We start from the raw sequence: 12,499 nt of genomic DNA on the forward strand, positions 1-12,499 counted from the left end.
CCAGCACTCCACCGAGGCCGACGCGGCCGGGCGGGTGCTGCACGAGCTGCTGCAGCAGGCGCTGCGGGTGGGCAAGCGGGCCACGCCGGTGCCCGGCTGGTTCCAGCCCCGCATCGCCCGGCCGGCCGGCGAGCCGCTGCCGCCCGTGGCACCCGCGCCCACCTGGGGCACGCCGAAGCTGTGGCAGCGCCGGCCGGTCCTGGCCGGTGCCGCGCTCGGCCTGCTGGGCCTGGCCGCCGGGGGCGCCTGGGCGCTGTCGCGCGACGGCGAGCCCGCCGCCACCGAGCCCGTCCCGAACGGCGCGGCACCCACGCCGTCACCGTCGGGCACGGCGGCCGGCGGGGTGCTGTGGGAGGTGCCCTCGGGCACCGTGGCCGCTCCGCACCGCCTGGTCGTCGGGGAGTCGGGCCGGCTGGTCGGCACGGACGGCGCGCGGGTCTTCGCCGTCGACCCGCCCACCGGCGGGCAGGCGTGGAGCATCCCGCTCGTCGCCGACCAGCCGGAGCTGCACGACTGGGGCCCGGCGGTGCTCGTCACGGCCGGGCGGCAGGTCTGGCGGATCGAGACGGCCGCGGGCCGCAAGAGTTTCGCCGTCGACGCCGGGGGCACCGTCCGGCACGTCGCGCTGGCGACCGACCGCGCCTTCCTCGACGTCAGCGCGCCTATCGGCCCGCAGCTGCGCGCGCTCAACCGGGCGGGGGCCGAGGTGTGGCAGCAGCCGGTGCGCGAGACGCCCCTGGCCGCGAACACCGATTGGCTGGTCACCCGCCGGGAGCTGAACGGCACGGTCTGGATCACGCTGCGCGAGGCGGCGACCGGTCAGCAGCGGTGGAGCGTGCAGTATCCGCTGCCGCCCGACCCGAAGCAGGGCGGCGGGAACGGTCCCGGCGGCCAGCCCCCGCCGCCGCCCCCTCCTGGAGGCGACGGCCCGCCGGGCGGCGGACCGCCCGACGCGGCCTGGGCGCGGGCCGAGGCCAGCCTCGGCAAGGCCGAGGTCGTCGTCCGCGACATCAACGACCTGCGGGTCTTCGGCCTGGCCGACGGCGCGGTGCGGTGGAGCAAGGTCTGGGAGCGGCCCGTCGTCGGGGTGGAGCTGCTCGGGGACGTGGTGGTGCTGGCCGCGGACCGCATCTACGGGTTCCACCTCGGCAACGGCGAGCAGGCGTGGAACATGGACCTGCGCGGCGCCCGGCTCGCCGCCGCACCCGACGGGAAGCTGGTCTACGCGATCGCCGCGGACACCGTCGCCGCCATCGACCAGGCCGGGCGGGCGCCGTGGAACGCGGAGCTGCGGGGGTTGCGCGAGGGCGACGTGCAGCGGGTGGTGGTGCGCCACCCGGTCGGGTATGCCGTCCTCGTGCCGCAGCCCTTCCCCGACCGACGCGACGTCATCGCCTTCGCGCTGGAGCCCCGACCCTGATCAGCGCTCGGCCGGCTGGTCGGCTTCCTTGCGGAGGGCCTGCGCGGGCACCCGCCCGGCGACCAGCGCGTCGCGGATCTCGGTGAGCAGCCGGATGTCCTCGGTCACCGGGGCCGGCTCCGGCTCGGTGCCCTTGTTGCGCCGCTCGGCCAGCTTGTTCATCGGCAGCACGACCAGGAAGTAGACCACTGCCGCGGTCATCACGAACGTCAGACACGCGCTCAGGAACGCACCGAAGTCGATCCTGCCCGCGTTGCCCAGGTCGATGGCCAGCGGCGTCTCGCTCTTCGCGGCGCCGATGAGCCGGATCAGGGGCTCCAGGAACGACTTGGTGAACGCACCGACGAGCGACGTGAAAGCCGCTCCGATGACCACACCGACCGCCAGGTCGACGACGTTTCCGCGCATGATGAAGTTCTTGAAACCGTTCAGCATGTCCCACACCGTATCCGAGGCCACCGGACTCGCCACCCGCGCGACACCGTGACGTGAACCCCTATCCGCCCGCAAGGGTGTTCACCGCGCCGCGGAACAGCGGCGGCACCGCCACGCAGAGCGGCACCACCGCGGCGCGCACCGGGCGGGCCGCGGTGAGCAGCACCAGCCCTCGGGTGAGCAGCCGGTAGGTGCGGGTGCGCCGCCGCCACTGAGACTCGTACCCGGCGAGGTCGCCGGTGGCGAGGGCGGCCACGGCGGCCTCCGCCTGGTCGAGCGCGAGGCTGATCCCCTCCCCGGTCAGCGCGTCCTCGTAGCCGGCCGCGTCGCCGACGAGCAGCACCCGCCCCCGCACCCGCGCCCCTACCGTGCGCCGCAGCGGGCCCGCGCCGCGCACCGGCCCGGCCGCCGCCCCGGCCAGCCGCTCCCGCAGCTCGGGGAAGCCGTCGAGCAGCCGGTCGTACCCGTGCCCGGCGCGCCGGTGCAGGATCGCGACGCCGACCAGGTCCGGCGCGACCGGGGTCACGTACGCCTCCGCGAGCGGCGACCACCACACCTCGACCAGGTCCGACCAGGGCGCGACGGCGTAGTGCCGGCGCTGCCCGAAGCGCGCCGGGCGGCCCGCCGCCGAGGCGATGCCGGACTCGCGGCGTACCCGCGAGTGCAGGCCGTCTGCGCCGACCAGCCAGCGCGCGCGTACCCCCGCCGCGGTGACGCCGTGCGCGTCCTGCCGCACCCCGGCGACCCGCCCGGCCACCCAGCCGACGCCGGCCTGCGCGGCGCGCTCGCGCAGCGCCGCGTGCAGGGTGGTGCGGCGGACCCCGCGACCCGGCCCGGCCGCGAAGCGGGCGCGGGCCGACCGGTGCCCCGCGCGGTAGGCGATGCCGTGCAACGGCACCCCCGCCGGGTCGACGCCCAGCTCCAGCAGCCGCGCCAGCCCGCCCGGCAGCAGCCCCTCGCCGCACGCCTTGTCGATCGGCCCCGGCCGGGGCTCGGCGACCACGACGCTGAACCCGGCCCGCCGCGCGAGCAGCGCGGTCGCCAGCCCGGCCGGTCCCCCACCGGCGACCAGCAGATCGGCGTCGTAGCTCACGCCGCCGCCCACGGCCTGGCGCTCACGCCGCCACCCGCGGCAGGCCGCGTGATGCACGCGCGCGTCCGGGGCGGGCGGTCACGCCACGGCCTCGGCCAGCGCGGCGTCCTCCACCCGGATCCGCACCGCCAGCATGACGAAGTTGAGCAGGGTGAACGCCAGCGCGGTCAGCCAGGCGGAGTGCACCAGCGGCAGCGCGAACCCCTCCACGACCACCGCCAGGTAGTTCGGGTGGCGCAGGAAGCGGTACGGCCCGCGGTCCACCAGCGGCAGGCCCGGCACCACGATGACCAGGGTGTTCCAGCGGCGGCCCAGGGTGGCCACGCACCACCAGCGCAGCGCCTGGCTCGCCAGCACCAGCGCCAGCATGCTCCAGCCCAGCGCGGGGACGAACGGCCGGTCCAGCAGCCACACCTCGGCCAGGCACCCGGCCAGCAGCGCGGTGTGCAGGGCCACCATGTACGGGTAGTGGCCCCGGCCGTACTCGCGGCCGCCGTTGGCCAGCGCCCAGCGGGCGTGGCGCTTGGACACCACGAGTTCCACCAGGCGCTCACCGGCCACGGCCAGGATCAGCAGGGTGTACGCGAGCAACGCCTCACCACCTCAGCAGGACGAGTTCGGAGCAGAACCCCGGCCCCATGGCGATCATGAGGCCGGGCCGGTCAGGCGGCGGCGGGTCGCCCATCGCCGCGTGGAGCACGTCGAGCACGGACACCGAGGACAGGTTGCCCCTGGCCGCCAGCGACTGACGGGTCGGCAGCAGCGCGTGGTCGGGCAGGTCGAGCACCCGCTCGATGGTGTCGATGACCTTCGGCCCGCCGGGGTGGCAGACCCAGGTGGCGACGTCGGCCGGGGCCAGCCCGTGGTCGTCGAGGAAGTCGCGCACGTCGCCACCGAGGAACTTCTCGGCGATCGGGGCCACCTCGTTGGACAGCACGATCCGGAACCCGCTGGAGCCGATGCGCCAGCCCATCACCTGCTCCGTGTCGGGATACAGCCGGCTGCGGGTGGCCAGCACCCGGGGCCGGCTCGGTGCGGTCCCGGCCCGGTCGGCGCCGACCATCACGACCGCGGCCGCGCCGTCGCCGAACAGGCTGGACGCGACCAGGTTGGCGTGGGTGGTGTCCTCCTGCTGCACGGTCAGCGAGCACAGCTCGACCGCCAGCAGCACCGCCACCTGGCCGGGGTGGGCGCGCAGGTAGTCGTGCAGCCGGGCGACCCCGGCCGCGCCGGCCACGCAGCCCAGGCCGAACAGCGGCAGCCGCTTCACGTCGGGGCGCAGCCCGGCCCGCGGCGCCAGCCGCGCGTCGAGGGAGGGCACCGCCAGCCCGGTCACGCTGGTGGTCGCGATGAGATCGACCTCGTCAGGGCGTACGCCGGCCGCGTCCAGCGCGTCGCGCAGCGCCCTCTCCCCCAGCTCCAGCGCCACGTCGATGAACGCGTCGTTGGCCTGGGTGAATCCGGTCAGCCCGGCGTACTGGTCCAGCGGCAGCGCCAGGTGCCGGGTCTGCACGCCGGTCGTGCGTCCGAACCGGGCGAACACGTCCCGCCCCGGATGCCCGCCGGGCAGGCACATCGCGGTGAACTCGGCGACGATCTCATCCTGGCGGTAGCGGTGCGCCGGAAACGCCAGCCGCACCGCCGACACCTGCGGCGCCGACGACACATCGATGTGAATCATGTACCGACAGTACCGCCCGCGCGTGCCCTTACACACGAACCGGCGTTAGGCATCGCGTAGCCTGTCGCGAAACCGGGGAGTGAAGCATGAGCAAGCACGCGTTCGCCGTGTCCGGGATGCACTGCGGGTCCTGTGCGCAGCTCATCGACGAGACGGTGGCGCGGCTGCCGGGCGTCACCCGCAGCTGGACCACGGTCCACGGCGGACGGACCGAGGTCGAGTTCGACCCGGCGCGCCTGTCCACCGGCGACGTGGCCCGCGCCATCGAGGCCCACGGCTACCGCACCGTGCTGCTGTAAGCCCCCATACGAGGGAAGCTCCGTCCGCGCTGCGCGAGCAGCGGGAACGGAGCTTCCCTCATAAAAGGGGGTCAGCCGTGCGTCTTGCCCCGGCCGCCGGGGCCCTTCTCCTTGCGCGGCTTGACCGAGATGTCGATCGGGCTGCCCTCGAAGCCGAACTCCTCGCGCAGCTTGCGCTCGACGAACCGGATGTAGCCCGGGTCCAGCGGCTGCGTCGTGAACAGCACGAACTTCGGGGGCGACACGCTGGGCTGGGTCGCGAACATGATGCGCGGGGCGCGGCCGCCGCGCACCGGGTGCGGGGTCGCCTGCACCAGCGCGGTCAGCCACTGGTTGAGCTGCCCGGTCGGGATCCGCTTCTCCCAGCTGGCCAGCGCGGTACGCAGCGCCGGCGCGAGCTTCTCGACGGCACGCCCGGTCAGCGCGGAGATGTTGACGCGCAGCGCCCACGGGATGCGCTTGAGCTCGCGCTCGATCTCCTTGTCCAGGTAGTGCCGCCGGTCGCCGTCGACCAGGTCCCACTTGTTGAAGGCGAGCACGACGCCGCGCCCCGCCTCGGTGACCATCGACAGCAGCCGCTGGTCCTGCTCGCTGATGACCTCGCTGGCGTCCAGCAGCACCACGGTGACCTCGGACGCCTCGATCGCCGCGGCGGTGCGCAGCGAGGCGAAGTACTCGGTGCCGCTGGCCTTGCCGACGCGCTTGCGCAGGCCGGCGGTGTCGACGAACTGCCAGGTCTCGCCGCCGATCTGGACGAGCGAGTCGACCGGATCGACGGTGGTGCCGGCGACCGAGTCGACGACCGAGCGCTCCTCCTTGGCCAGCCGGTTCAGCAGGCTGGACTTGCCGACGTTGGGCCGGCCCACCAGCGCCACGCGGCGCGGGCCGCGCGGGCCCGGCACGTGGTCCTCCAGCGGGGCCTGCTGCGGGAACGCCGCCAGGACGGCGTCGAGCAGGTCACCGGAGCCGCGGCCGTGCAGCGCCGAGACGGGCATCGGCTGGCCCAGCCCGAGCGACCACAGGTCGTGCACCTCGAACTCGACGCGCTGGTTGTCGGCCTTGTTCGCCACCAGCAGCACCGGCTTGGAGCTGCGGCGCAGCATCTTGACCGCGGCGGCGTCGTCGTCGGTGGCGCCCACGGTCGCGTCGACCACGAACAGCACCACGTCGGCCGCGGCGATGGCCGCCTCGGCCTGCGCCGCGATGGCGGCGGCCCGGTCCTTGGCGTCGGGCTCCCAGCCGCCGGTGTCCACCACGGTGAACTTGCGGCCCGACCAGATCGCGTCGTACGCGACCCGGTCGCGGGTCACGCCGGGGATGTCCTCGACCACCGCCTGGCGGCGCCCGAGGATGCGGTTGACGAGGGTGGACTTGCCCACGTTGGGGCGGCCCACCACCGCCAGGACCGGCTGCGGGGTCACGTTGCCGGCGCCGGGTGCCTCCGGCACGGGCTGCTCGACGACCTCCAGCTCCGTCCATTTATCCGTGCTCATGCCGCTTCCTCGCTCCGCTCGGAACCGCCATGAGGCACCACGAGCACTGTGCCCATGATTCGCTCGCTGCGCTCGCTCATACTGCCTTCCTCGTCGTCACCAGGCGATACAGCTCGCTGACGACCTCATCGATGCCCAGCTCGGTCGAGTCGAGCACGACCGCGTCGGCGGCCTGCTGCAACGGGTTGACCTTGCGGGTGGAGTCCAGGTGGTCGCGACGGGCCAGGTCGGCCTCGGTCGCGGCGTGGTCGGCGGCGTTCTCGGCGCTGCGGCGCCGGGCCCGCTCGGCGGAGGAGGCGGTCAGGTAGACCTTGAGGTCGGCGTCGGGTGCGACCACCGCGCCGATGTCGCGCCCCTCGACCACGATGCGGGCGGACTCCTCGATGATCGCGCGCTGGCGGGCGACCAGCACCTGCCGTACAAACGGCACGGCGGCCACCGCGGACACGGCCGAGGTCACCTCGGCGCCGCGGATCGGGCCGTCGACGTTGTCGCCGTTCACGCTGATCGAGGGGTGCCCGGGATCGGTCGTGATGATCAGCTCGCAGTCCACGATCACCTTGGCGATGCCGTCGGCGTCCGCCAGGTCGACGCCCGCCTGCAGCACGGCCCAGGTCGCGGCCCGGTACATCGCGCCGGTGTCGAGGTAGCGGGCGTCCAGCCGCTGCGCCAGCCGACGGGAGACCGTCGACTTGCCCGAACCCGAAGGCCCGTCCACCGCCACCACACACCGCAGCTCAGCCACGACCCATCCTCCGCCCCTAGGTTGATGCTCCTATTCTGCCCGGTCGGTCCGGACACCGATCACCCAGAGGGTCGCAAGGCGGCGCAGGACACGTCCCGCAGGCCACACGAGGCCCTGGCGTCACACCTCGACCATCCGCGTGACCGCGCGCAACTCGGCCTCGGCCTGCTGGTCCACGCCCCGCACCCGGTCCACGGCCTTGACGACGTCGACCGCGAGCGCCGCGCTACGGTGAGCCGCGTCACCCCACAGCTTCAGCACCTGCGCGGAGACGCCCTCGTACTCCTTGGCGAAGGCCCGGCCGAGCTCGTCGTCGCCCCACGGCCGCCGCGCGTTGGCCTGCTCGATGCGGGCGCCGCTGAGCCCCCGCTCGCGGATCATGCCGTCGCCGGCCACGTGCAGCCGCCGCGCCGCGTCGATCGCCGCGACGGCGTCCAGGTCGATCCCCGGTCCGGGTGCCGTCATCGCTCCTCCTGGTAACCGATGGTGTCGTCGTGGCGGCGCAGCAGCGCGCCCAGGTCTCGCCGGCGCAGCATGTCGGGCACCCCGGTCTCGGCGGGCACGACCCGCGCCACCAGCTCCGCCGTTGCCTCGGCCGCGGCCTGCTCCGCCCGGCGGGTGGTCTGGGTGATCAGCTCGGCGAGCCGCTCCGGCCGGTGCGCGGCGTACGCCCGCTCGTGCAGGCGCAGCCGCAGCAGCTGCCCCCGCGCGCCGACGACGACGGTGACCATGCCGTCGGCCGAGGCCAGCGAGACCTCCAGGCCCTCGATCTGGCGCTGCAGCTCGCCCACGTTCTCGCGCAGGTGGGTGTAGCGCGCGTGGACCTCGTCGAAGCGGGCCCGCAGCGCGGCGTTGGCGTCGCGGTCAACGGTGGGCGGCATCCAGTCCTCCAAGCAGGCGGCGCGAGAGGTGGTCGGCGTGGCGCGTGGTCTCCGGCAGCCGGTAGCGCGCCGCCAGCGTCAGCGTCAGCGCGGTCGCGGTGTCGAGGTCGATGCGGTGCCCGACGGAGACGAACACCGGTTTCACCCCGGCCTGGGTCCGCAGCACCCGGCCCAGCGTCTCGGCGCCGTCGGCCAGCGGCGCCCAGTCGCCCCGGCGCGGGCCCGGCACGATCTCCGGCTGTCGCCGCGCCGCGTGGTCCGCCCCGGGCTGCTCGGCGGCGATGAGGAACGGCGTCTTGGCGACCCCGAAGCTGGGCAGGCCGGTGAGCACGCCGACGTGACAGGCCAGCCCGAACCGGCGCGGGTGCGCGACGCCGTACCCGTCGCAGACCAGCACGTCGGGCGTCGCGGTCAGCCGCTCCAGCGCCTCGGCCAGCAGCGGCAGCTCCCGGAACGCCAGCAGGCCCGGCACGTACGGGAAGGTCACCGTGCCCGTTGCGGTGGCCGTGTCGACGACTTCGAGCGTGGCCAGGTCGAGCACGACCGCGGCGGCGACGGCCCGGCCGGTCTCCCCGTAGGAGACGTCGAGCCCGACCGCGGTCCGCGCGGTGACCGGCGGTCCGGGCAGGTCGACCCGGGCCCGCAGCGCCTGCTGCTGCGCCAGCGCCTCGGCCTCGTCGGCCGGCCACGGATCGTGCGGCACCAGCATCGGTCAGCCCAGCCGGGCCATCGCGCTGCGCACCACGCGGTCGGTGTCGGTGCCCAGCGGGCTGGGCAGCGCCGCCGGCACGAACCAGCCCAGCTCGTGCGACTCCTCGCTGACCTGCTCGACGGCGCCCTCGGGGGCGTACACCACGAAGATCACGTCGTGGTGCAGGCTCGGCCGCCCGGCGCAGGTCACGTGGTGCACGTCCACGTCGACCGGCACCGGGTCCACGACCAGCCCCGCGATGCCGCTCTCCTCGGTCGCCTCGCGCAGCGCGGCGGCGGCGAGCGTGGCGTCCTCCGGCTCGCAGTGCCCGCCGACCTGGCACCATATGTTGTGCTTGCCGTGCAGGCAGAGCAGCACCCGCGACCGGTCGTGCGACACGATGACGGCGCTCGCGGTGACGTGGGCGCCCGGGTGCGGCTTGCCCATCACCTGCGGACCCTGCGCCAGCAGCGCCGTCGTCCGCGTCCAGTCGTCGTGGGCGCCGGCGGGCGGCCGCCACCCGGCCAGCAGGCGCACCGCGTCGGCGTGCAGCGCCGCGGTGTCGTCGATGGGCGGGGGCACCAGGTCGGTCCGCAGGGTCTCGCTCACCCGGCCGATGCTAGTGCGCGAAGGCTCCCACCGGGCGACGCCCTGTGGACAACTCCGTCGCGCTAGCCCTTGACCAGCACGGCGTCCCGGACACGCCGCAGCAGCGCGGCGCTGTCGTCCATGGACCGGCCGCCGTAGAACAGGCCGACGCCGAGGCTGCCGTGGTCGATCCACGCGCATGCCACCACCGCCTCGCCGCTGCCGGTGTCCTTGGTCTTCCCGCAGCGCAGGTGCCCACCGCGCGGCCCCGCCGCGTAGCCGCGCCGGTCGGTGAGCCGGGTCCGGCCCACCCCGTCGAGCGCCCGGTCCAGCTCGCCGCCCGGGTCGAGGATGAACCGGGTGGCCACGATCAGCACGAGCGGCCGCCTGCCCGGGGCCTTCGGGTCGTCGAGCTTGGCCACCGCGGCGTCGCGTACGTCCTGCTCCTTGTGGATCTTCGCGAGGAGCTCGTCGGCGGCCCTGCGCACCTCGGGGCTGTCGTCGCGCACCAGCCCGGCGACGGTCGCGCCGAGCTCGGCCCGCACCGGGTACTGCGCGCGCATCGGCGCGGTGACCGCGGCCAGCACCCCGCAGCAGCCCAGGCTCAGCGCGGTCAGCACGCCCAGCACCCACGGCCAGCGCCGGCGGCGGGGCCGCTCGACATAGACGACCTGCGGCTCGCGCGGCGGCTCGGCGTGCTGCTCGGCCGACGCCCGCGCCGGAATGGCGGCCATGCCGAGAGTGAAGGTGTGCCCGTCCCGGCCCTCCCACGGATCGACCGGCGGAGGCAGCGGTGAAGCGGGGGTGTCGGTCACTCGCGGCACTGTACCGAGCCGGTCCCACCGCCGCATCCGTACCCGAAAGTGGCTCACGAAAGCCCAGGTCAGAAACAATCTTGGGAACAAGCTCCAATAATTCGGACCAAATCGCTCCAAGCCTGGGAGAAATCTGGTAGCACCCCCTTTTACCTGGGCTTATGCCTTCCTAATATCGGCGAATGCCCCCGCAAGACCCCCAGCACCAGCACCAACTCCGCACCGCACGCGCCGCCGGCACCCCCACCACCGGCCGGCACCGTCTGGAAGGACCGCGGCAGCACCGCCACCGCCGCGCCTCCTCCCGGGCGCAGCGGCTCCTCGGACCGCTGCTCACCACGGCCGCGCTGGCCGGCGTCGGCGCCTTCGCCGTGCTGTCCGGCGCCGGTCGGACGGACGTCGTCGAGCCGCCGACCGCGGCCGGGCTGCTGCCGCCGGTCGCCGCCTCCCCCGCCCTGGCCTCGGTCACCGACACCATCAGCAGCTCGCTGCTGCACCGGGTGCCGACGCTGCGGGCCGAGAAGTTCGCCCCGGCCAAGCCGAAGCCCAAGCCCGTCAAGCCGAAGCCCAAGCCGAAGCCCAAGCCGACGGTGAAGATCGTCAAGCCGGTGGCCGGCCTGGACCAGCGCCAGATGAACAACGCGGCGGCCATCGCCAAGAAGGCCCAGTCCATGGGCCTGGGCAAGTGGGCGATGATCGTCGGCGTCGCCACGGCGATGCAGGAGAGCCGGCTCTACAACCTGGCCAGCCACGTCGTCCCCGACTCGCTCGACTACCCCCACCAGGGCACCGGCTCGGACCACGACTCCATCGGCCTGTTCCAGCAGCGCGCCAGCGGCAGCTGGGGCTCCGTCAAGGAGATCATGCAGCCGTCGTACGCCGCGGGCGCGTTCTACCGCAGGCTGGTCGAGATCGACGGGTGGGAGGACATGCCGCTGACGCGGGCCGCCCAGTCCGTGCAGATCTCGGCCTACCCCGACGCCTACGCCAAGCACGAGGACGATGCGACCGAGATCGTCGAGGCGCTGCTGAGCTGAGCACCGCCGGGTGGGGCGCGCACCGCGCCCCACCCGGCGGCGTCCGTCTCAGGCCGGGTCGCCGAGCGAGCCGTCCTCCCGCAGCCGTCGCGGCATCCGGCCCTCGATCAGCGTCACCAGCGCCTCGTCGATGTCGGCGCCCAGGTACCAGTCGCCGGCCTGGTCGATCAGGAAGATCCGGCCGCTCGCCGTGACCACGATGTCGCCGAGGCAGTCGCGCACCTCGCCGATGGGGAAGACCGGCTCGCCGAGCCGCCCTCCGCACGCCTGCATCCTCGGCACGAGACTGACGTCGGCGCAGCCGATCGCGAACCAGTGGCGGCGGCACTGCAGACCCGGCCCGACCGTGTCCACGCGCAGATGGATGTAGCGGGACAGCACCCCGACCGCCGCCTCGGTCGCCGCGGCGTCCAGCGGACCGCCGATGTACTCCTCGATGCGCTGGACCCAGCCGGGGGCGCGAGCGGCCGGGTCGGCGGGATGGCCGTCCCAGCCCGCGCGCACGAGGATGTCCTCCACCTGCGGCGGGAACCGCCCGGGCTCCGGGGCCCGCACCAGCGGACCCTCCTTCGGGCTCACCGGTTTCCAGGGGTGCACCTTGCTGCCGAAGAACCGCCAGGCGTCCTGGCAGGTCATGCAGCACAACTGGTGCAGGCTGTGGCCGCGCGGCACGTGCGTGGTCAGGAAATAGCTGACCGGCCGCGGATCGAACAGCCAGTCCCACACCTGCGCGGTCTCGGTCAGCCCGGCCCGTTCGGCCCGCCGGAACACCTCCGACAGCAGCACCATGTCCGCGTGCCGGTGCGCGCCGCGGACCAGCTCCCCGGCGGGCTGGGCGGCGAGCCACCGGCTCACCAGCGGATGGTGCACCGGCTCGGCGTCCCCGCGGGCCGAGGCCACCTGGATCGTCACGTTGTCCTTGGTCAGCGCCATCGCGATGCGGGCCGGCCCCGGCAGCAGGTGCGTCACGTCGGCACGCCGGGGCATCGGCGGCCAGTTGCGGTGGGTGGCCGAACGCGGCCGGTAGCTCTCCATGATCTGCTCGGTGGACCAGGCCGGATAGAACGCCAGCAGCCCGGTCTCGCGGTCCAGCACCGTCGCCGCGCCGGAGCCGATCGGCGCCGGCGGGCCGTCGAAGCGTTCCGGCTCCGTCCACACGCACCAGCCGTGCGCGAACTCCCGCACCATCGCCCGGTACGGCCGTCGGGCCTGCAGCGTGGCGTCCACCGCATACTGCTCGGCCAGCGCGAACGCGTCTTCGATCGTCGCCATTCTTCCCTCCCCAGGGTCGGTTATCCACAGTAATGGCTCGTGTCTGGTG

At 74.3% G+C, this 12,499-nt stretch carries 15 protein-coding genes; 3 read left to right on the plus strand and 12 right to left on the minus strand.

All coding sequences use genetic code 11. The annotated features are described in order from the left end of the window. The coding region (locus tag AB0J67_RS15990; protein ID WP_363482377.1) for a PQQ-binding-like beta-propeller repeat protein at window positions 1-1,420 on the plus strand (1,420 nt) is incomplete at its 5' end. Here the strand turns inward: AB0J67_RS15990 and mscL are convergent. From mscL to AB0J67_RS16010, 4 genes are all read right to left on the minus strand, one after another. Continuing rightward, entirely contained in the window at window positions 1,421-1,855 is a 435-nt protein-coding gene (gene mscL / locus AB0J67_RS15995; protein WP_363482380.1) for a large conductance mechanosensitive channel protein MscL, read from the minus strand. A 61-nt stretch (window positions 1,856-1,916) separates the two neighbouring features. Then, a complete protein-coding gene (locus AB0J67_RS16000) occupies window positions 1,917-2,948 on the minus strand; it encodes an NAD(P)/FAD-dependent oxidoreductase (RefSeq protein WP_363482383.1) in 1,032 nt (343 codons plus the stop codon). A 78-nt stretch (window positions 2,949-3,026) separates the two neighbouring features. Further along, window positions 3,027-3,539 (minus strand): isoprenylcysteine carboxyl methyltransferase family protein, encoded by a 513-nt coding sequence (locus tag AB0J67_RS16005; protein WP_363482386.1) that lies wholly within the window; start codon window positions 3,537-3,539, stop codon window positions 3,027-3,029. A 4-nt stretch (window positions 3,540-3,543) separates the two neighbouring features. Further along, window positions 3,544-4,629 (minus strand): type III polyketide synthase, encoded by a 1,086-nt coding sequence (locus tag AB0J67_RS16010; protein WP_363482389.1) that lies wholly within the window; start codon window positions 4,627-4,629, stop codon window positions 3,544-3,546. 86 nt (window positions 4,630-4,715) lie between these two features. On the opposite strand from AB0J67_RS16010, the gene AB0J67_RS16015 reads away from it, so the two are divergent. Continuing rightward, window positions 4,716-4,928 carry a heavy-metal-associated domain-containing protein gene (locus AB0J67_RS16015; protein ID WP_363482392.1) on the plus strand — a complete coding sequence of 71 codons (213 nt, stop codon included), beginning with the start codon at window positions 4,716-4,718 and terminating at the stop codon, window positions 4,926-4,928. Between the two features lie 71 nt (window positions 4,929-4,999). On the opposite strand, the gene der is transcribed toward AB0J67_RS16015, so the two are convergent. From der to AB0J67_RS16050, 7 genes are all read right to left on the minus strand, one after another. Further along, on the minus strand, window positions 5,000-6,421 hold the full coding sequence (gene der / locus AB0J67_RS16020; RefSeq protein WP_363482395.1) for a ribosome biogenesis GTPase Der: 1,422 nt from the start codon (window positions 6,419-6,421) through the stop codon (window positions 5,000-5,002). A gap of 76 nt (window positions 6,422-6,497) precedes the next feature. After that, complete coding sequence (cmk, locus tag AB0J67_RS16025) at window positions 6,498-7,166, minus strand: (d)CMP kinase (RefSeq protein WP_363482398.1); 669 nt, start codon at window positions 7,164-7,166, stop codon at window positions 6,498-6,500. A gap of 120 nt (window positions 7,167-7,286) precedes the next feature. Further along, window positions 7,287-7,631: a hypothetical protein gene (locus AB0J67_RS16030; RefSeq protein ID WP_363482401.1), complete on the minus strand. Its 345-nt coding sequence runs from the start codon at window positions 7,629-7,631 to the stop codon at window positions 7,287-7,289. After that, window positions 7,628-8,047, minus strand: coding sequence for a YbaB/EbfC family nucleoid-associated protein (locus tag AB0J67_RS16035; RefSeq protein ID WP_363482404.1), 420 nt, complete (start codon window positions 8,045-8,047; stop codon window positions 7,628-7,630). The genes AB0J67_RS16030 and AB0J67_RS16035 overlap by 4 nt, the downstream gene beginning before the upstream one ends. Then, window positions 8,031-8,756, minus strand: coding sequence for an endonuclease V (locus tag AB0J67_RS16040; protein WP_363482407.1), 726 nt, complete (start codon window positions 8,754-8,756; stop codon window positions 8,031-8,033). The genes AB0J67_RS16035 and AB0J67_RS16040 overlap by 17 nt, the downstream gene beginning before the upstream one ends. Window positions 8,757-8,759: 3 nt before the next feature. Further along, complete coding sequence (locus AB0J67_RS16045) at window positions 8,760-9,347, minus strand: NUDIX domain-containing protein (protein ID WP_363482410.1); 588 nt, start codon at window positions 9,345-9,347, stop codon at window positions 8,760-8,762. A 62-nt stretch (window positions 9,348-9,409) separates the two neighbouring features. Next, a complete protein-coding gene (locus tag AB0J67_RS16050) occupies window positions 9,410-10,141 on the minus strand; it encodes a hypothetical protein (RefSeq protein WP_363482413.1) in 732 nt (243 codons plus the stop codon). A gap of 182 nt (window positions 10,142-10,323) precedes the next feature. On the opposite strand from AB0J67_RS16050, the gene AB0J67_RS16055 reads away from it, so the two are divergent. After that, complete coding sequence (locus tag AB0J67_RS16055) at window positions 10,324-11,178, plus strand: hypothetical protein (protein ID WP_363482416.1); 855 nt, start codon at window positions 10,324-10,326, stop codon at window positions 11,176-11,178. 48 nt (window positions 11,179-11,226) lie between these two features. On the opposite strand, the gene AB0J67_RS16060 is transcribed toward AB0J67_RS16055, so the two are convergent. Beyond that, entirely contained in the window at window positions 11,227-12,450 is a 1,224-nt protein-coding gene (locus AB0J67_RS16060) for an SUKH-3 domain-containing protein (protein ID WP_363482419.1), read from the minus strand. Between the last annotated feature and the right edge of the window lie 49 nt (window positions 12,451-12,499).

This window comes from Catellatospora sp. NPDC049609 (assembly GCF_040675365.1).
Taxonomy (GTDB): Bacteria; Actinomycetota; Actinomycetes; order Mycobacteriales; family Micromonosporaceae; genus Catellatospora.